This window comes from Pseudoalteromonas sp. OF5H-5, from assembly GCF_021530695.1.
Lineage (GTDB): Bacteria > Pseudomonadota > Gammaproteobacteria > Enterobacterales > Alteromonadaceae > Pseudoalteromonas.
Genome location: NZ_JAKGBF010000002.1, coordinates 322,393 through 342,720, shown reverse-complemented (window position 1 = coordinate 342,720; position 20,328 = coordinate 322,393). Strand labels below are relative to the sequence as shown.

Sequence of the window (20,328 nt, the reverse complement as noted above, 5' to 3'; positions counted from 1 at the left end):
TACTGTAAAGAAAGGGAATTGTCTTCTATTGTCTAGTTAAAATTCATGAAACATTGACAATTTTATGAAAACCCAACGAAAGTTCAGTGAAAAATACCTTAGTTTCTATTTTACATTCTCGTCAAAAATAAGGTATAAAATGGGGACATAAACCCAACAAAACGGTATATTACCGACTTGCTCGCAACAATGCATTTTATTGATCATTGGTGAGGAAATTTTTTGCTTTATTTCTTCTCAAGTCATCAATTTATGTTGTATTGTTTATATTATGTAACAAAGCAGCTGCCACGCTTACGCTAGTTAGGCATTTTGATCGTCGTTAAATCGCGATATTGTGGATAAAGGATTATCATGAATACTCGGAGTATAGCTCAACCCCTCAAAGCTAAATCTAAGCAGCCTACGACAAAAGCAACGCCGCTTTTAGGGCTCACAGGTTATACTTCCCGACTCCCCGTTGCTTGGCTCGTTTTAGCCTCTTTTATCTTTTTAGCTGCCCTATCGATTTATGTTATCGCCAACTATTATGATACGCGTCGCGATATCATGGCGAGGATCGACGCCCAGCTAATCAATGCAGCCACCAGCGCCAACGTCATTGTAGGCAAAAAGTATCACGAGTCACCAGAGCAAATAACCCCAGCCGAGTTTAAACAAAAAAGCCATGCCCTCACCGAGCTTGCCCGTGCTTTAAATGTTGAATACGTCTATACCATGGTGCTTAAACCACCTTACGTGCACTTTACCGCGTCCAGTTACACCCGAGAAGATCTTAAACTCAACCGACTAACACGTTATCAAGATGTTTATTCCGAGGCTTCGATTACCCTAAAAAGCGCCTTTCACTCTACCGAACCTGTGTTTGAAATAGCCAAAGACAAATGGGGCCACTTTAAAAGTGTGTTTATTCCTTTTGTGCTACCCGATGGCACTACTTATATAGCAGGTGCAGACTTAACCATTCACGATTTAGAAAGTCAGTTACAAGAAAGTGTAATGGATGCAGCCATTGACGCTAGCTTCTTCTTTGTGATGTTTTTGGTTGTCGTGAGCTTGTACTTTATGTACTACAAGAAGACCTTAACAACAGATAGCCGCACCGGATTTGGCAACCGTATCGCCCTTGAGCAAGCACTTAAATATTCTAAATCGCAACACCTATGCTTAAGCGTAGTATGGGTGAAGGAGCTTGAGGATATCATTAGCTTCTATGGCACGGAAGTCGGCGATAACGTTATGGCAAAAGTCATGAGCTACTTTAGCGAGTTTACCCATCCGTTTGAGGTTTACCGCCTTACCACCTCTAAAATTGCGCTAGTTACCAGCATCGAAAATGGTGAGCATTATTTGGCGAACTTAACCGAGTCATTCCCTTGTGCAAAACCCATATACGACGCGCCGCATTTATACGTTAATTTGTGTGCGGGTGTTGCTAAAGGCAATTGCGCGTTGTTACTTGAAAATGCCTTTCTCGCGCTACGTCAGGCCCAACAGCAAAATACCCAAGTGTGTTATTTTGATTCTCAGCTGCAAATAAACCCCCAGCAACAATCAAAAAATCTCCACCTCACCCGTTTACTGCAAAGCGCGTGTGAATCAGACCGCATCATTCCTTTTTTTACGCCGCGTAAAGCTTGTCACGACCATGCTGACATTCAGTACCACTGCACGGCACGCGTCCTTAACGAGCGCGGCGCTATCATCGATGCCGAACATTTTTATCCAGTGATGAAGCAACCAAAACTCCGCGCACAAATTAGCATGAAGCTACTTGAGTTATGCATCACCCGTTTTCGTAAATCAAACCATGCTTGGAGCATGCAATTGAGCCACAGTGAAATCGCGGATGCAGAATATTTTGAATATATCAGCCAGATCCTACGCCGTTACCCGCAGCCACAACTCATCACATTTGAGTTTAATGAAACGGATGTGCTAAAAAACTTCAGCGATATGAGCTTAATGATGCAGTCGTTAAAAGCAAAAGGTGCAAATGTTGCGGTAACGGGTGTGAATAGTGGTTTTCTTACCATCAATCGGATCTTAAAACTCCCACTTGATGCCATTTGTTTAGAAGCCAGTATTTGTGAAAACTTGGATGAAGATGAGATGCTGCTGAGCTCCATTGAATATCTTGCAAGCCATTGCAATGCCAAGCGGATCGACTTGATTGTACCCTGTGTTGCCACCAGCAAACAGGCAAAACAATTGGAAGCTGCAGGCGTTGCAAGATTAGAAGGTAGCTGGATAGGCAAAGCAAGCGGCCATCTTTAAGCCGCTTTTATCAATCTGAAGTCAGACTTGTAATGGGTTAGCTCAAAGCGTTACGACGAGGCGGGTACTAGATTGACCACTTGCCCAATACTTACGCTCAAAGGGTGTAATAGCTTCATCACTTTCATAGGCTTCCACTTCAACATCAACGCCGCTAAGCGCCAAAGCTCTGGCAAACTCTTTTACATAGATATCCCAATTACTGCGCAGCTCCAACTTACCGCCTAGCTTAACGATAAAAGGAAACACCGCGCTACCATGCCAGCGCCTTTGAATGTGTTTAGCTTTCGGCCACGGATTAGGATACAGCAAATAATGGTGAGTTGGCTGCCAATTGGCTTCCAGCGCTAATCGCCAAAAGTCATTGAGATCGGCTTGCACCAAAATATATTGGCCTTGTTCCGTTTGTTTATATTCAACATCGTGTTTATCTAGTCGATGCGCAGACTTGTCGATGCCAATTACCAATGCATCAGGGTGTCGCTTCGCTAAATTTGCCGTACTTTCACCAACACCACAACATGAGTCCAAAATAATCGGTCCATTAAAGGCCTGTACTCGCACATTAACCTCATCGAAAGCGCTTTGTGTATGTGCCGCAATGGGTTTTTTAAACTCAGCGGTTAGATGCTTAGTAACGATTTCATCGAGCTTTTCGTGTAGCCCTTGTTGATTAGTGGTGATACTACGAGAGTTTGCTTCTGTCATAACCAGTCATTATTAAGGGGGAATGGTAAGGATTTTACCTGAAATAACGCAAGAGCGCTGCAATTGATAGCAGCGCTCATTCTTTATCCTGCGGTTAGTGTCTTAGCCCAACACCGCGTTTAATTAAGTGCAGTGACAACCAAAATAGACCACATATAAATACACCTAATACCGTAAAGGCAACGCCAATATCAACGTCCGAAACACCTAAAAAGCCAAAACGGAAGGCATTTACCATATAGATGATTGGATTTACCTGTGACACACCTTGCCAAAACTCCGGCAGCAATGTGATTGAGTAAAATACGCCGCCTAGGTAAGTCAGGGGTGTAAGCACAAAAGTCGGAATAATGCTAATATCGTCAAAGCTGTTGGCAAACACCGCATTGATCAAACCACCTAATGCAAACACAGCTGACGTTAAAATAACCGTAATAACGATAACCGCTAGATTGTGAATTTGAATATCCACAAAAAACAGACTGACGATAGTAACAATAAGCCCAACGAGCATGCCTCGCGCCATACCACCGCCCATATAGCCAAGTACAATAATATAGTTAGGCACAGGTGCAACGAGTAGTTCTTCAATGCTCTTTTGAAACTTGGTGGAATAAAAACTCGAGGCAACATTAGAATAGGAGTTGGTGATCACCGACATCATGATTAAGCCAGGTACAATAAACTCCATGTAACTAAAGCCACCCATATCACCAATGCGCGAGCCGATTAAACTGCCAAATATCACAAAATAAAGTGTCATGGTGATCGCTGGCGGTACTAAGGTTTGCACCCAAATACGTAAAAACCGAATACACTCTTTTATCCAAATACTTTTTAACGCGACGCCATATTTCAACACGATTATGCCCCTCTCCCCTGCTCCAGTAAGCCAACAAACAACTCTTCTAAACGGTTAGCTTTGTTACGCATACTTAATACTTGATTACCTTGCTCTGTGAGCTGTGTGAACACCCCATTGAGCCCTTGCGACTTAGCTACTTCTACCTCAATCGTATGGTCATCTACGGTGGTAAATTGGTAACCATCGAGTGCCACAGGCTGCATGGGCGGCTTAAGATCAAGTACAAACGTTTCTTTATCCAACTTTGAGAGTAATGTCTTGATGGTCGTGTGCTCAACAATCGTGCCTTTATCAATAATCGCAATATTACGGCACAACAGCTCTGCTTCTTCTAAGTAATGCGTTGTGAGTATAATCGTTACGCCTTGCTTATTAATTTCACGCAAAAAATCCCACATAGAACGGCGTAGTTCTATATCCACACCAGCCGTAGGTTCATCTAAAATAAGGAGCTTAGGCTCATGCATCAATGCTCTTGCAATCATCAAGCGACGTTTCATACCGCCAGATAACGTGCGAGCTTGCTTATCTTTTTTATCAAATAATCCCAGCTGCTTGAGATACTTCTCGGCTCGCTGATGGGCAACGTCTCTTGGCACACCATAATAGCCCGCCTGAGTCACTAGAATTTGGTTTAGCGTCTCGAATTGGCTAAAGTTGAACTCCTGTGGTACTAAACCTAAGTTCGACTTAGCGTCTTCCAAATGAGTATCAATACTATGACCAAAAACCTCTACGCTGCCTTGGCTTTTATTCACCAGTGAGGCAATAACCCCTATTGTGGTAGATTTACCAGCCCCGTTTGGACCAAGTAGCGCAAAGAAGTCCCCTTCTTGAACTTCGAGATCAATGCCTTTAACGGCTTCGACGCCGTTACTATAAACTTTTTTTAACCCTTTGATGTTCAGTGCTATTGTCATATTTTATTATTCTCCATAACCCCAGCGCTTAGCTAAGGTATGCTCGATGTGTAGATGATCTAAAATGCGGGCCACCATAAAGTCGACCAAATCGTCGATACTTTGTGGCTGATGATAAAAACCAGGTGCTGCAGGCATGATAGTCACCCCCAAGCGGCTAAGCTTGAGCATGTTTTCAAGATGAATTGGACTAAAGGGCGTCTCACGCGGCACTAATATTAATTGGCCACGTTCTTTGATCACCACATCTGCTGCGCGCTCAAGCAAATTGTCAGATGCCCCAAGTGCAATGGCTGACACGCTTCCTGCGCTACACGGACACACCACCATCTGCTTTGGTGCGGCCGAGCCAGATGCCATAGGGCTAAACCAGTTATCTTTACCAAATACCTGAATTTGCTTATCTTTAGCACAGAAAAGCGTCTGTAGTTGCTCTGTTGCTTTTTGTTCATTTCCTGAGAGCTTTAAATTGGACTCAGTATCCAGCACCACTCTGGCTGCGCTCGAGATTAGCACGTAAACTTGATAGTTTAACGACACCAATACCTCGAGTAATCTCAGTCCGTAAGGGGCGCCCGACGCACCACTAAAGGCCAGCGTAATTGGCCCATTAAATGTTTGTTCTGACATAATGATTACTTTTTCAATGCAGTTAAAAGTTTGTCGTGGATGCCACCAAAACCACCATTACTCATGATCAACACATGCTGGTTTGGTGCTTGATTTGTCACAACCTGTGCGACAATCTCATCCACACTTGCAAAACACTGACGACCCGCGGCTTCGGCTTGTGCTTTAAGAGACCAAGATAGGCCATCTGGTTCGAATAGATACACTTCATCTGCCACATCAAGGGATTGCAATAAGGTTTCTTGATGAATGCCAAGCTTCATCGTATTTGAGCGAGGCTCTAAAATAGCAATGATAGGTGCATCTCCAACTTTTGCTCTAAGACCTGCGAGGGTCGTTGCTATTGCCGTGGGGTGATGTGCAAAGTCATCATAGACAGTAACGCCATTGACCTCCCCTTTAATTTCCATACGGCGTTTAGGAGAAATAAATTGCCCCAGCGCTTCGATACTCACCTCGATTGGAATGCCCACATGTCTTGCCGCCGCAATCGCCATCATGGCATTTTTCACATTATGCACACCAATCGCTTGCCAATTTACTTCGCCTTTTTCTTCGCCCTCAAATAATACCGTAAAGCGAGAGCCGTCAGCCTTGAGCAAGTTATACGACCATTCTTTACCAAGGGATTCCTGCTCGCTCCAAAAACCACGTTCAATGACGTTTTGTAGCGCAGTATCATCCGCTGGATATACGGCTTTACCTTGGCTGGGTAGCGTGCGAATTAAATGATGAAACTGGGTTTGAATGGCATTTAAATCTGGAAAAATATCAGCGTGATCATATTCAAGATTGTTGAGTATTAACGTGCGAGGTAAGTAATGGACAAACTTGCTGCGTTTATCGAAAAACGCCGTATCGTATTCGTCGGCTTCGATAACAAAGAATGGCGTATCTGATGTGCGCGCCGACACACCAAAGTTTTGCACTATGCCACCAATCAAAAAGCCCGGGCGTAATCCTGCGTATTCGAGTAACCAAGCTAACATACTTGCAGTGGTCGTTTTGCCATGCGTACCGGCCACAGCCAACACCCATGACTGGCGTAATACATGTTCTTTTAACCATTCAGGGCCTGAAGTATAACGCATACCCTTTTCTAAAACATATTCAACGCACGGATTACCACGGCTCATGGCATTGCCGATGATCACCACATCAGGCTCAACATCGATGAGTTGCTTAGGGTCGTACCCTTGAGTTAGTTCAATTCCGAGTGATTCAAGTTGTGTACTCATCGGCGGGTAAACATTGAGATCTGAACCTGTGACTTTGTGCCCCAATGATTGAGCGATGGCTGCGATCCCGCCCATAAAGGTACCGCAAATCCCTAAAATATGTACGTGCATGATGTTAGCGTTCTTTATTATTTCATTGCCATTTAGATTAACATACTCAGCTTATTGGTGGCTGACTTTATTGTTGAATCTCATGCACCAGTATTATTCTTTATTTTAAAGTGGGTAGTGTGAGAACGTGCTCAAGGTTGTATCGTTCTTAAAATTTTTGTCGCGCTAAAGCACGACCTACGGTTAGTGGTGCGTGCCACGCAAAAGGGAGCGTTGTGGTAAAGGTTTGTCGCGCTAAAGCGCGACCTGCGATGCGGTAGCTGCCGACCACACGCCTTTTTCGATACCCTGTTGTACCATCAAAGTCAGCGCTTTTTCTATCGCTTGAGTTACACAAATGTGCATCGGTTCGTTATCGCTAAAACCCGCTTCGGCTTCAGCCAATCGTTTATAACTCACATAGCGGAAAAACCCTGCCCGAACCTCCATGGATAGCACTTTTTTACTACTCGCGACAGAAAGCAGCACTTGCCCGGTACGAACATCAACTGCGCGCATATAAATAGAGATAACATCCTCACGATAAAGCTCAGATGCACCTATGCCAAAATATTCCATCCCCAAACCGCCTGTGCGGATATTAGAGTCATAGCTGATGATCCCGCCTTCTAAAATAATCTTTGCGGTCATTAATGGTGGCAAAGCGCTTGTATCATTATCATCACTTGCTGCACGAATAATTTTGCGCTCAGTCAGCAAGTTTTGCAGCCCTTCACGTTCTACCGGAATAAACCAATCCGTTTCGTGTAGTGCCTGCATTAAAATCGAGTTAGCGCCTTGAGTCACCGCTGTTGAAAATGAACTCACATTATCTTGTGGTTTATATTGCCCTGTTTGGTCGCGAAATGAATAAACCGAGACAGGAATTCGCCCCTTAGGTGTGGGTAAATTTTTTAGTTCTGCAAAGGTTTCGGTATCGGTCAGCTCAATAGCCACACTTTGCGCCGGTGGCAACACACGTGACATACTAGAACAACCACTAAGTAGTAACAACAATACCAATAAAGTTACGCGGAGCATTTAGTATCCTCCACCAGCCGAAGCGGCAAACCTGGGTACTTCAAGAATGGTTTCTTCACCCGATGCTGTATTTGTTATTCTAACCGTAATGGTGTCGGGTGTACTGGTGATCACTTGGATTTGATAGTCGCCACTCATAAACGTCGCGTCTTGATCAAAAATACTGTCTTTGATGTCATCACCAAACGCTACATCCGTAATTTCTCTTACCAAACGGTTGAGATACGTACGCTCGAGTGATTCTTGAAACTTTTCATCATAGGTCTTTTCTATAATTGGCGCTCTGTGTTTATTTTGAGATTGCGCTTTACTCAATAACATATTGGCGTTTAACGGGTTACCACCAAATGCGGGGTTAATTGGTTTATATACCAGCTCCGTTGCTGCCACATGAGCACCGCTAAGTAGCATTAAACCAGCACACACGATTGTTGTTTTTATTGTTGCCATGTTACCACCCACTTGCTGCTAAATCTTCTGAGCCATTCTGTTGATATTGTTCTCTCGCCATCGCATCCATAATAGTAAAGATGGCAGTCTCAACTCGCTCATCAACAGAGCCACCTCTCCTTCCCATCGCTGTTGCGTAGACTGCGCGATTATTCATTAAAACTTCTAACCGAGTGCCTGCTCTTGGTAAAACCGTTTCTTTAACCGTGATATTAATTCCCGAGGTGTTAGGAACATCTCTCCAAAGCTGTGAAAATTGAAAGTAAAACTGATGACCAAATCGGCTAATACTCTGATCCATCACTAAACCATCAATTTCTACATCTTCTTGTGCACTCAGTGAAAATGTAGAAACGAGCATGGCGCTCAAGAATGTTATTATTCTTATCATTATTTGTTTACTCACGGCATAGAATATCTTTACTGACGAGATTCACATTGATATTTTGGTTAGCTGAATAGTACAAAATACGGGGGCTGGTGTTGCCCCCTGTCTAAATTGCTTAGCTATTACTTAGTTATTGCTGAGTGATAGTCGCAACGTTGTTGTCACCAACCTGAGTTACGGTAATGTTTTGACCACTACCTGTAATTCCACCTTGAACTAAGTTGCCATCACCAATTTGGCTTACTGTAAATGCATTATCATCACCGTTGATAATGAATGCTTCTGAGCCCATACCCATCACAAAGTTGTTGCTACCATTTTGTGTGATGTCTAACATATTACGGCTGCCTTCAAGCATTAAATCTATCGCGTTAAATTCGCCTGATTGCGCAATATCTACTTGGTTTGAACTGCTATCGAACACACTGCTCATCGTCACAACAACACCATTGCCAGTGCCACTTTGTGAGATATCAACGGCGTTGTCATTGCTTGCAAGGCTAACGTCTGGGTAAGATGATTGCACTACCACCTCGTTTTCATCACCCGTTTGGGTAACATCAACATCATTATCACTACCATTGAAATTCGCAACATGTGCGATGTTCGCATTACCTACTTGAGTCGCTGAAAACTCATTGTTTTCACCAGCAACGCCAAGGTACATCTCGTTGCCATTGCCAATTTGCATCGCGGTAAATTCGTTATTATCACCAACAACGTCAGCTTGAACTTTGTTCTCATCACCACGCTGTTCAGCCGTCACTTCATTATCACTACCAACTAATAAATCTGACGCAAAGGTGTTAGTTGAGCCTTCCTGATCGATACTAAGCTCGTTATTGTCTCCAGTAATTTCAAATACGTTAACCGTATTGCTATCACCTTCCGACTGCTCAATCTCAATTTGGTTGTCATCTCCAATCACTGTCTCTACGGCGATAACATTGAAATTGCCGCTTTGGCTCGATTCAATTTCGTTTTCATTACCCTGTAGACTAACCACTTTATATTGGTTATACACACCATCTTGGTCCAAAGTAATTTGGTTCATATCACCTTGTACAGACTCAAGTGTGGCTTCGTTCCACATACCTGATTGTGTCGCTGATACCTCGTTTTGGCTACCTTGCATATTTAGGTTGTAGAACCATTGACCGCCAGAACCTTGAGATACCGTAATAGTATTTTGATCGCCATTAATGATATTGATGGCTTCGTTGTTAATCCCAAGGATCCCGCTACCTGACTGCTGAATGTCAATCGCGTTATCGTCGCCAGTAACTTCCGTTAATGCGCCGTTAGATTCACCATCTTGGCTATATACTTGGTTATTGTTGTTACCAGTTGTTGTTATAATAGCGACGTTACCAGTACCATTTTGATCGGCTTCTGTAATGTTGTTGTCGCCAACCGTAGTCACATCTGTCAGATTAGATGTTCCCAGTTGCACAGAAGCTAACTCGTTGCCACCTTGACTACCTGAAGTTTGTGAAAGCTTAAGCTCATTACTTGTTCCACTTACACGTTCTACTTGTGAAAGTGCAGAAGTTGAAAGTGGTTTATTATCTGATTTTGCCTCAGCATGTGCTGTAATAGAATGTGTTAGCGCAAGTGCGATAGCGCAACTCACGATTGATTTTGAAAACTTCACACTGTTCTCCTTAGAGATTTATTATATTATTTTTCAATTAAGTGCTTAGTGCAGGCTTTGAGCTGTTGCCGAACTCAGCCAACTGCAACCTTTCACTTAACTAACGTCCTGTTATGACTCATTACTCTTGAGTCGCTCCCACCTGTGCCAGTTACCAGAGTGTTACATTTTTAATGAAAAACGTAATCTATATCAAAGTCAGCAAATCAATATGATGAAATAATATATTTTATTACGTCTAGTCATCTTTAACTCTAAGATGGGAACAACCGAAGATAAATAAGAAGATTTTATGAAAAAAATATCCTTTAACTTTCATTACGATACAAAGCTAAACTTACACAAAATTACGAACAAAAAATGGAGATACAAAAAAAGTATGATTAAAGTTCAAACGCACCCATTTACATACATCCCATAAAAAAGAACCAAATAATTCATTCCGAAACCTCCTACCCAGTAAAAAATCCTGATTTTATTAATTAACGCTTTTTTTACATTGCACTGCTGAATATCTGCGTCTAGGTTTTAAGGCGTTGCCAAAAAGACCACAGCCACTACCAGAAAAATTACCAACTCAAAAATCGTGTATCGATGGATACGCTTGAAATTAAAAAGGTTATTAATATGAGATCTAAACTTTCTGCATTGTCTTTGGCTTTGCTACCAGCACTTGCTTTCACGGCTCAAGCGGCAGTTCAAATTGAAACAACAACCGCGACTGCAGACGACAGCATCCTAGTTGTATTTAAAGAAAATACCTCTGCAGCACTTCGTGCAAATGCAAGAAACCTAGTAAAAGCAAAAATGGCAGATTTAAATGCTGACGGTGTTGATGATAAATACCGTCATGTTTTGAAAGGTCGTTTAGCAAACTTTAAGCTAGATAGCATTACAGCAAAACAAGCGATTGAAAAACTGGCTAATCATCCAGCGGTTGCATATGTTGAGCCTGACTATCAAGTAAAAGCACTTGGCATTCCCGATGACAGTCGTTTTGACGAATTGTGGGGTATGCACAACACAGGTCAAACTGGTGGTACAGCAGATGCCGACATTGACGCTCCTGAAGCGTGGGATATTACGGTTGGCTCACGTGATGTTATCGTCGGTGTGATCGATACCGGTGTTGATTATACTCACCCAGATCTAGCCGCAAATGCATGGTACAACCCGGGTGAAATAGCTGGGGATGGTATTGATAACGACGGTAACGGTTATATTGATGACGTTCACGGTATTAACGCGATTACTGGTAGTGGCGATCCGATGGATGACCAAGGCCACGGTACGCACGTTTCGGGTACTATCGGTGCTTCAGGCAACGATGCAACGGGCGTTGCTGGTGTAAACCATGAGGTGTCTATCGTAGGCTGTAAATTCCTCGATGCATCAGGCTCAGGCTCAACCTCAGATGCGATTGAGTGTATTGACTATATGGTTGCGCTTAAAAACGCGGGTCATAACGTTCGTGTTACTAATAATAGTTGGGGTGGCGGCGGCTTCAGCCAAGCACTTTCTGATGCAATCACAGCCAGTGAAAATGCGGATATCTTATTTGTTGCCGCAGCTGGTAACAGTGCGGTAGATAACGACGTAAACCCTCACTATCCTTCAAGCTATGAACACGACAGCGTATTCTCTATTGCAAGTACAACACATACCGATGCGATGTCTTCATTTTCTCAATGGGGTTTAACGTCTGTTGACATGGGCGCACCAGGTAGCGCAATTTTATCTACCGTTCCAGGTGGTGGTTATTCAAGTTACTCAGGTACTTCAATGGCGACACCTCACGTTGCAGGTGCTGCTGCTCTGGTACTTTCTATCAATCCTACACTAAGTGCTATCGAGCTTAAAAACCTACTGATGCAAAGTGGTGATGTTAATGCTGACCTTACAGATAAAACAGTATCTGGTAAGCGCTTAAATGTGAATCAAGCAGTAATCGATGCAGACCCAGAGCCTGGCTTTAGAGTGTCAGCTCGTCCTGCTAATCAGGAAATCACGGCGGGCGATACTGCAACATACGAATTTACTTTTGCTTCGGTCGCTGACTGGCAGGGTACCATAGACTTGTCTGTTACCTCACCAATTGCTGGTGCGACATTGTCCGCGACTACCGCAATGCCTGGCGATACTGTAACACTTTCAGTACCAACTACGGCTTCGACTCAATGGGGCGAATATAGCTTTACACTCAATGCAACATCAGGTGAACTTGCAGATCAAGAGCAGGTAGGACTATATGTATTACCTCAAGGGTTAAGCGATTTCAGCTATGAAAATACTACCGCGGTAGACATCCCTGATAACGATGCTTCTGGTATTACTTCTGTGATCACTGTAGCTGATACGGTTACTGTGTTTGATAGTAATACCCTAGTGGATATTACACACACCTACATTGGCGACTTAATTGTTACACTTACCTCTCCAGCTGGAACAGTAGCAACACTGCATAACCGTCAAGGTGGTGCCGCAGACGACATTAACCAAACCTTTAACTCAGCTGCATTTAATGGTGAAGTTGCAACAGGTGATTGGACATTGTCTGTCTCAGATAATGCAGGTATCGATACTGGAACATTGAACAGTTGGACTCTGAACCTAACAGGCCTTGGTGAAACATCTCCTCAACCTCCAGTTGCGGGCTTCAGTTTTGCAGCTTCAGGCTTAGCCGTGACATTCACTGATGAGAGCCGCGACCCGAACGATGACATCGTTAGTTGGGCATGGGACTTTGGTGATGGCAGCATCAGTACTGACGCAAGCCCGATCCATGAGTTTGCAGCATCTGGTGAGTACAGCGTTTCTCTGACTGTTACTGATAGTGAAGGCAACAGCCACACAACAACCCAATCTGTTATTGTTAGTACTGATGAAATTGAGCTATCGCTAGTTCGCGCAAATAAGTCTCGCTTAGGCTTTATCCGCGTAGAACTTTCATGGCAAGGCAGCAGTGCAGATGAAGTAACGATTTACCGTGATGGACAAGCGATTGAATCTGTCTCAAATACTGGTAAATTCAGAGACTTCTCTCGTGATTTAGAAGCTACCAGCTACACGTATAAAGTGTGTCAATCTAGTGAAATCTGTTCAAATGAAATCACAGTGAACTTTTAATCACTCTATCCCCAAAAAATAATCTAAGCCCCGGAAGGGGCTTTTTTGGGCCATAAGATATTGCCACATAGGCTTATTTTAATACCTAGAAACCCAATAACACGTCATACAACACCTGACTACCCAACCGTTATAACCACTTCAACTCGAAGTACTAACCACATAAGTCCTTTAAATAAGCGGATAAATATGGATTTATACCAATTCTCTTAATTAAATTATCTATTTTGAGGCGAGAAAATATTGTCGATAATACCGCTACCGCGTCCTGCTATCGCCAAGGTACCTACATCCATGTAAACAAGAGAAAAGCTTGCTATTCAGTTGTTCTAAATAAGAAATTTTTAACGCAGACAGCGTCAGTTTTGCTCCGTCAAATTGAACAAGTATTAAGATTAATTGGTATTATATACTTGCAACAGAAAGAACTAATAATCATTCGTTATTACATCGCGATGGAATATCATTCGCTAGAGTTAAAAACCAAACTTCAATTACCAACCGTACATATTGCAACATAAATTTGTTTGCAACTTAGCTTATAATGGTTAAAATTGCGGGCTATGTCGAAAAAAGGCAGCAAGAATTAAACCGGAGATGATATGAAAGCAGTGATTCCTGTGGCAGGTTTGGGAACTAGGATGCTACCAATGACCAAAGCAATTCCAAAAGAAATGCTGCCTTTGGTAGATAAACCTCTGATTCAGTACATAGTCAAAGAGTGCGTTGCAGCAGGTATCAAAGAAATCGTATTAGTGACTCACTCGTCCAAAAATGCAATTGAAAACCATTTTGATACTAGCTTTGAGCTGGAAGCTACATTGGAAAAGCGCGTAAAACGCAAGCTATTGGATGAAGTACGCTCAATTTGTCCTGACGACGTCACTATTATGCATGTTCGTCAGGGTGAAGCTAAGGGCCTTGGACATGCTGTGTTATGTGCGCAGCCCATTGTTGGTGACAATGACTTTGTTGTTGTATTACCTGACGTAGTTTTAGACGAATATTCTGCGGATCAAAGTAAAGAAAACCTTGCTGCAATGCTTTCTCGTTTTAACCAAACCAAAACTAGCCAAATTATGCTAGAACCGGTTCCACAGCAGGACGTATGTAAGTACGGTATCGCTGATGTTAATGGCATTCAACTTAGCGCTGGCGAGAGTAGCGCGATAAAGCATATGATCGAAAAGCCAAGCATTGAAGAGGCTCCTTCTAACCTAGCAGTGGTTGGTCGCTATGTACTTTCTAAAAATATTTGGCCCCTATTAAGGAAAACACCTGTCGGTGCCGGTGGCGAGATCCAGTTAACAGATGCAATCGATATGTTGATGGAAAAAGAAACCGTTGAAGCTTTTCATATGAGTGGACGCTCACATGACTGCGGAGATAAGCTGGGTTATCTTAAAGCTATCGTTGAATATGCTATTCGTGACGAGCAGTTAGGTGAAGAATTTTCACAATTCTTAAAACGCTTTCATCAATTAAGCCTAGCTTCTTAGTTTGTCGCGGGATAAACCCGCTGCTACCGGTTTGCACATTCGTCGCAGCGACTTCAGGTCGCGACTCTTTTATGGCTTTAGGTCGCGACGCTTTTAAGATTTAATATCACGACTCACACCAACCTTGGTCGCGGGATAAACCCGCTGCTACCGGTTTGCACATTCGTCGCAGCGACTTTAAGTCGCGACTCTCTTATGGCTTTAGGTCGCGACGCTTGTAAGATTTGATATCACGACTTACACCAACCTTAGTCGCGGGATAAACCCGCTGCTACCGGTTTGCACATTCGTCGCAGCGACTTTAGGTCGCGACTCTTTTATGGCTTTAGGTCGCGACGCTTGTAAGATTTGATATCACGACTTACACCAACCTTGGTCGCGGGATAAACCCGCTGCTACCGGTTTTTGCACATTCGTCGCAGCGACTTTAGGTCGCGACTCTTTTTATGACTTCACGTCGCGACGCTTTTAAGATTTAATATCACGACTCACACCAACCCTGGTCGCGGGATAAACCCGCTGCTACCGGTTTGCACATTCGTAGCAGCGACTTTAGGTCGCGACTCTTTTATGACTTTAAGTCGCGACACTTGTAATGACTTTCAATCACCTTAATAAATCACACCCATATACAAAACCAATATGGATATTCACATACCCGCGTAACAAGGTTAGCCCTTATTGGGTTCTGAATTATATACCTCGCTTGCTCTTTTAAATCATCTTCGCTTCGAATCAAGTGTTCATAATAACCTTTTTGCCATAAGCTAAAGACACCAAATGAGCGTAAACGAGTCGTAATTCGACCCTTTACGGCGCGAATTGCATCTGACAAGCTAAGGGAGCCATTTAGCTGTATGATTAAGTGCAGATGATCAGGCATTAAAACGAAAGCAATAACTTTAAAAAGGCGTTCCTTTTCGCAAGCCATGATTGTCTTAGCGGCCTCAGCACAAATCGAAAAGGAGTTAAAGTACGACTTTCTATCTTTGCACGTGACGGTAATTGCATAGAACTGATTTACGAGTGAGACCCGCTTATTCCTCAAGTTTTGACTTTTGTACATGTTATATCCTTATAGCTCTACGTACATAAAGAATAGAGCAGATTTGAAAGAGAGCAAACTTGAAAAGTATATTGGAATCAACCTTGGTCGCGGGATAAACCCGCTGCTACCGGTTTGCACATTCGTCGCAGCGACTTTAGGTCGCGACTCTTTTTATGACTTCACGTCGCGACGCTTTTAAGATTTAATATCACGACTCACACCAACCTTGGTCGCGGGATAAACCCGCTGCTACCGGTTTGCACATTCGTAGCAGCGACTTTAAGTCGCGACTCTTCTATAGCTTAGGGTCGCGGGATAAACCCGCTGCTACCGGTTTGCACATTCGTAGCAACGACTTTAGGTCGCGACTCTTTTATGACTTTAGGTCGCGACTCTTGTAAGATTTGATATCACGACTCACACCAACCTTGGTCGCGGGATAAACCCGCTGCTACCGGTTTTTGCACATTCGTAGCAGCGACTTTAAGTCGCGACTCTTCTATAGCTTAGGGTCGCGGGATAAACCCGCTGCTACCGGTTTGCACATGCGTAGCAGCGACTTTAGGTCGCGACGCTTTTATGGCTTTAGGTCTCGACTTCTTTAACGATTTTATGCTGAGATTTACAACCTTTGACGCGGAGTACCCCGTTTCTACCGATACACCTCACTTTTTTCAATCACTTCAATATCATACCCATCAGGATCTTTGATAAAAAAGAACCTTGCTACCAATACATCGTGATTATAAAAGTCCTTGACTGCTTGAGGATTGTAGTTACTTTTTTGGGCTTTATCGTAAATTACTTCCAAATTATCTACAGCAAATGCAAGATGCCCATAGCCATTACCGATGGTATAATCCGTAGCCTCATGATTCCAAGTCAGCTCTAATTCAAAGGACGTTTCTTCATTGCCAAGATAGATAAGAGAAAAGCCACTAAAATCTAGTCGTCGCTTCACTGTCAATGCAAATACATCATGATAAAATTTAGTTGAACGATCAGCATCTTTCACTCTGATCATTGAATGGATCATTTTTGCCATTACTTTACCTATGGAATTTATATGTGTGAGCTCTACGCATCAACCCCCCCTCACTGCTACGAAGTAGATAAGCGATCTATCCGAATTCAAGGTGCTGTTACTAGCCTTGCTTTAGAGAACGAAATTTGGCACCTGCTAGAAAACATAGCTAAGAATGAACAGCTTACTTTAGCTGAGTTTATTTCAACTCTTTATCAAGAAGTAATTGAACGCCATGGTGAGATTAAAAACTTGGCGTCAATGTTGCGTATTACCTGCTTAACTTACCTTGCAAATAATAAAGCAAACGATCTACACAGTGGTAGTAGCTGAATACTACACTTTACTGTCGCTCTAAAAAGCGTTGCCATGTAATATTCGGATTGATAACTCGGATTGGTGAAATGACCTGCTTCAGTAAGCAAAGAGGAGGACGTTTCACTTCATGGCCATCTTGCTTGAGACCCAGCAAGTATTGGAAGCTGCTTTTTGTACCGAGCTGTATAGCTGAAATTCTAACTTGCTGCTCAAAATTCAAACGCAGGCTGCTGATCGCAGTTTTCATGCCTTGCTGGTCAACATTAGGTAGACCACACTTCTGCAAGTACCCTTGCCTTTCCCCTTCACCAGAAAACCAAATTCTGACTTTCTCACTGTAGCGCCCAGTCTTAGCTGGTAAATCAAATAGTATGCGATGATGAGCTTGTTGTTTGACTAGTGCTAAATACTGCTCTAACCCGCTTTGCCATAAAGCAGAATGGATGGGCACAATACGTGGTTGAATTTTACCGTGAGTATTAAAATGAAACACATGAACATGATCTTCATAATGAATATCATCAAGTGTAAGAGAACCAATTTCATCACTGTAAGCCCCCGTATAATAGCTCAGCAAAGGTAACCAAAAATGCCAATGCTTGGGTTGCTCACGCTTCAACTTTTCATCCGAGTATATATAGCCATTGAACAAAGTATGAAGTTCCATAGAGGAAAACGCTCTTCGGCCTAAATGAGATTTCATACTGTAGTCAACGTATTGAGTATACTAAAGATCTCAAGTTTAACGGTTTTTAGTCTTTTTCGGAAGTTTGATAGTTACCTTCTCCTCAAAGCAGCCTGTTTATCCCGCGACAAGCGCGTAAAGAAAAGACTCGTGGCATAAAATAATAAAAAAGACTCGCGACCTAAAGCCATAAAAGAGTCGCGACCTAAAGCCATAAAAGAGTCGCGACCTAAAGTCGCTGCTACGCCAAGTTTGTAGCAGCGGGTTTATCCCGCGACAAGCGCGTAAAGAAAAGAGCTGTGGCATAAAATAATAAAAAAGAGTCGTGACCTAAAGCCATAAAAGAGTCGCGGCCTAAAGTCGCTGCTACGCCAAGTTTGTAGCTTCGGGTTTATCCTGCGATAAGCGCGTAAGGAAAAGAGTTGTGGCATAAAATAATAAAAAAGACTCGCGACCTAAAGCCATAAAAGAGTCGCGACCTAAAGTCGCTGCTACGCCAAGTTTGTAGCAGCGGGTTTATCCCGCGACAAGCGCGTAAAGAGAAGAATTGTGGCATAAAGTCATAATAAAGAGTCGCGACCTAAAGCCATAAAAGAGTCGCGACCTAAAGTCGCTGCTACGCCAAGTTTGTAGCAGCGGGTTTATCCCGCGAAAAAAGTGATAACGAGTAATACCTACATGTATATATTTAATTGAGAAAAGAAAAAAGCCGCGTCTCCGCGGCTTAACTGATTGGACTAATCATTCTTTTCTTAGCTACCCGTTACTGTGTCACAAGCAACTGAAACATCGATGGTCTCATCTGTTCCATCAGGCGTAATAGACGTTGTGAATGGTGCCGAAATTCGAGGATCTACGCTAACAGCATATGATGCGATATCACCATTAAGTGCAGAAAGTGCAAAAGTACCGTCGCCATTATTCGCTGCTGTGCGGAATGGCTTAGTAGTACTAGCTCTATACTTTACAATCGCACCTGGAATAACTTCTGTTACCGTTGTATCGTTAGAACAAACTGCTCTAACAGTTACATTTTCATTAACTGTGGTTTGAATTGGATTTGCTAGCGCGATCGAAATTGGGCCATCACATACCGGAACTTCAGCATTCGTTGCAGAAGCATTCCCCCACACGTTACCTGCTGCGTCACGAATGACTACACGTGCTGATGCCGTTGAACTAATACCGTAACGAGCTGAAGTGCTTGCAGAAACGACTGTTTTTGACGTACTACCACCTCGTAAATAACTTGATACGCTTGCATCTGCTGAAGTCATACTCACATATAGACCTGAGCTCGGAACAGTATCACCAGTCACATTAACAGTAATACCTTGCGTACAGATTGGAACTGAACGAGACAATGTAAAGAACGTAAGGTGGTCGGTTTTGAAAGATGCTTTATAAGCAGTACCTTCAGCATTTAACGCACCAACAGTTGCTTTATTCGTTTCTGACTGCCATTTACCTGTATCTTCATTATTCGAAGAAACATCAAACAGGTCTCCCGTTTGAATTGTTCTATCACCAGATGGTGCTAAGGTTGCGACAGGAAGTGAAACAGAAACATCAATCTCTTGACTAAATTGCTTGATCTTAGTTCCATTGTTATCTTGCATAACGATATTGCTTACACCAACTGGCTTTTTAACGCTGGTTGTACTACCTGCACTCAATCCCGCTGGCAAAACAGCGGAGATCTTGCTGGATGTAGGATCCGCAGAGCCAACAGTTAATGAAACAGAAGTACCTGTAACTGCATTACCGTTTGCATCTCTTAATTGCACGCCGGCTGGAATAGTGACATCAGAGCCCGCATTACCTTTTGCTGCCGCAGCAGTAACAGCAGATGCAGTTGTTGCGTTAGCCACACTTTCAGAAACGCTTGCTTCAACAACTTCATCACCGCTTTTTGACACAAGCGCCAATTCAGCTTCTAAAGTTGCCTCTGAGTCTTCGTTACTTAAATCAATTTCAAAGCTTTTTGAAAAATAGCCGTCAGCAGTTACAACCGCAGTTACGATCCCAACGTCTGCACCTTCTTTTACAGTAAAGGTGTAGCTACCATCTTCTGTTGCAATCTGTGTTATTGCATCACCATTGACATTAACCAAGTTTGAGGCAGGCTCTCCATCCTCAAAAAAGGCAATTGTTGCCGGTGCAACGATATCAACAGTATCAATATCAACTACGTTACCGCTTACAGCAAATGCTAGAGCGGCTGGCGTTTCTGGCGCCACAATCACAGGATCTGTTGGTTCTGGCGGCTTAACAACTACATTATCATCATCATCGCTAAAACAGCCAGATAATGCTAGAGCTGAAGCTACAGACAAAGCGAGTAAAGATTTTTTGTTCGAAATCATG

Annotated in this window: 17 protein-coding genes; 4 read left to right on the top strand and 13 right to left on the bottom strand. The window is 43.0% G+C overall.

Annotated elements, in window-relative coordinates:
- Positions 1 to 354: 354 nt before the first annotated feature.
- Positions 355 to 2,277: an EAL domain-containing protein gene (locus L1271_RS04350; protein ID WP_010605729.1), complete on the top strand. Its 1,923-nt coding sequence runs from the start codon at positions 355 to 357 to the stop codon at positions 2,275 to 2,277.
- A 42-nt stretch (positions 2,278 to 2,319) separates the two neighbouring features.
- Here L1271_RS04350 and trmB read toward each other — a convergent pair whose 3' ends face one another.
- The 9 genes from trmB to L1271_RS04305 all read right to left on the bottom strand — a co-directional run bounded on the left by trmB (position 2,320) and on the right by L1271_RS04305 (position 10,261).
- Positions 2,320 to 2,985, bottom strand: a complete 666-nt coding sequence (trmB, locus tag L1271_RS04345) for a tRNA (guanine(46)-N(7))-methyltransferase TrmB (RefSeq protein ID WP_235366872.1) — start codon at positions 2,983 to 2,985, stop codon at positions 2,320 to 2,322.
- A 94-nt stretch (positions 2,986 to 3,079) separates the two neighbouring features.
- Positions 3,080 to 3,847: an ABC transporter permease gene (locus tag L1271_RS04340; protein ID WP_010605731.1), complete on the bottom strand. Its 768-nt coding sequence runs from the start codon at positions 3,845 to 3,847 to the stop codon at positions 3,080 to 3,082.
- Between the two features lie 2 nt (positions 3,848 to 3,849).
- On the bottom strand, positions 3,850 to 4,770 hold the full coding sequence (locus tag L1271_RS04335; RefSeq protein ID WP_235366871.1) for an ABC transporter ATP-binding protein: 921 nt from the start codon (positions 4,768 to 4,770) through the stop codon (positions 3,850 to 3,852).
- Positions 4,771 to 4,776: 6 nt separating this feature from the next.
- The gene (locus tag L1271_RS04330) at positions 4,777 to 5,400 is read right to left on the bottom strand and encodes a flavin prenyltransferase UbiX (RefSeq protein WP_235366869.1); all 624 of its coding nucleotides are present in this window, start codon (positions 5,398 to 5,400) and stop codon (positions 4,777 to 4,779) included.
- A gap of 5 nt (positions 5,401 to 5,405) precedes the next feature.
- Complete coding sequence (mpl, locus tag L1271_RS04325) at positions 5,406 to 6,749, bottom strand: UDP-N-acetylmuramate:L-alanyl-gamma-D-glutamyl-meso-diaminopimelate ligase (RefSeq protein ID WP_235366867.1); 1,344 nt, start codon at positions 6,747 to 6,749, stop codon at positions 5,406 to 5,408.
- A 234-nt stretch (positions 6,750 to 6,983) separates the two neighbouring features.
- Positions 6,984 to 7,769 (bottom strand): CsgG/HfaB family protein, encoded by a 786-nt coding sequence (locus L1271_RS04320; RefSeq protein ID WP_174170378.1) that lies wholly within the window; start codon positions 7,767 to 7,769, stop codon positions 6,984 to 6,986.
- Positions 7,770 to 8,219: a curli assembly protein CsgF gene (locus tag L1271_RS04315; protein WP_010605736.1), complete on the bottom strand. Its 450-nt coding sequence runs from the start codon at positions 8,217 to 8,219 to the stop codon at positions 7,770 to 7,772.
- A gap of 1 nt (position 8,220) precedes the next feature.
- The gene (locus L1271_RS04310; protein ID WP_029215819.1) at positions 8,221 to 8,610 is read right to left on the bottom strand and encodes a CsgE family curli-type amyloid fiber assembly protein; all 390 of its coding nucleotides are present in this window, start codon (positions 8,608 to 8,610) and stop codon (positions 8,221 to 8,223) included.
- A 127-nt stretch (positions 8,611 to 8,737) separates the two neighbouring features.
- On the bottom strand, positions 8,738 to 10,261 hold the full coding sequence (locus L1271_RS04305; protein ID WP_235366864.1) for a curlin: 1,524 nt from the start codon (positions 10,259 to 10,261) through the stop codon (positions 8,738 to 8,740).
- A 627-nt stretch (positions 10,262 to 10,888) separates the two neighbouring features.
- On the opposite strand from L1271_RS04305, the gene L1271_RS04300 reads away from it, so the two are divergent.
- Entirely contained in the window at positions 10,889 to 13,387 is a 2,499-nt protein-coding gene (locus tag L1271_RS04300; RefSeq protein ID WP_302480154.1) for a S8 family serine peptidase, read from the top strand.
- 602 nt (positions 13,388 to 13,989) lie between these two features.
- On the top strand, positions 13,990 to 14,886 hold the full coding sequence (galU, locus tag L1271_RS04295; RefSeq protein WP_102056114.1) for a UTP--glucose-1-phosphate uridylyltransferase GalU: 897 nt from the start codon (positions 13,990 to 13,992) through the stop codon (positions 14,884 to 14,886).
- Positions 14,887 to 15,505: 619 nt separating this feature from the next.
- On the opposite strand, the gene L1271_RS04290 is transcribed toward galU, so the two are convergent.
- Together L1271_RS04290 and L1271_RS04285 are read right to left on the bottom strand one after the other, a co-directional pair.
- On the bottom strand, positions 15,506 to 15,952 hold the full coding sequence (locus L1271_RS04290) for an REP-associated tyrosine transposase (protein WP_010605741.1): 447 nt from the start codon (positions 15,950 to 15,952) through the stop codon (positions 15,506 to 15,508).
- 634 nt (positions 15,953 to 16,586) lie between these two features.
- Positions 16,587 to 16,979, bottom strand: a complete 393-nt coding sequence (locus tag L1271_RS04285) for a VOC family protein (RefSeq protein ID WP_235366862.1) — start codon at positions 16,977 to 16,979, stop codon at positions 16,587 to 16,589.
- 21 nt (positions 16,980 to 17,000) lie between these two features.
- Here L1271_RS04285 and L1271_RS04280 point away from each other — a divergent pair, with 21 nt between their 5' ends.
- Positions 17,001 to 17,291 carry a ribbon-helix-helix domain-containing protein gene (locus L1271_RS04280; protein WP_102056111.1) on the top strand — a complete coding sequence of 97 codons (291 nt, stop codon included), beginning with the start codon at positions 17,001 to 17,003 and terminating at the stop codon, positions 17,289 to 17,291.
- Positions 17,292 to 17,301: 10 nt separating this feature from the next.
- Here L1271_RS04280 and L1271_RS04275 read toward each other — a convergent pair whose 3' ends face one another.
- Together L1271_RS04275 and L1271_RS04270 are read right to left on the bottom strand one after the other, a co-directional pair.
- Complete coding sequence (locus L1271_RS04275) at positions 17,302 to 17,979, bottom strand: hypothetical protein (protein WP_174170382.1); 678 nt, start codon at positions 17,977 to 17,979, stop codon at positions 17,302 to 17,304.
- Between the two features lie 734 nt (positions 17,980 to 18,713).
- On the bottom strand, positions 18,714 to 20,327 hold the full coding sequence (locus L1271_RS04270) for a hypothetical protein (RefSeq protein WP_235366854.1): 1,614 nt from the start codon (positions 20,325 to 20,327) through the stop codon (positions 18,714 to 18,716).
- Position 20,328 lies beyond the last annotated feature (1 nt).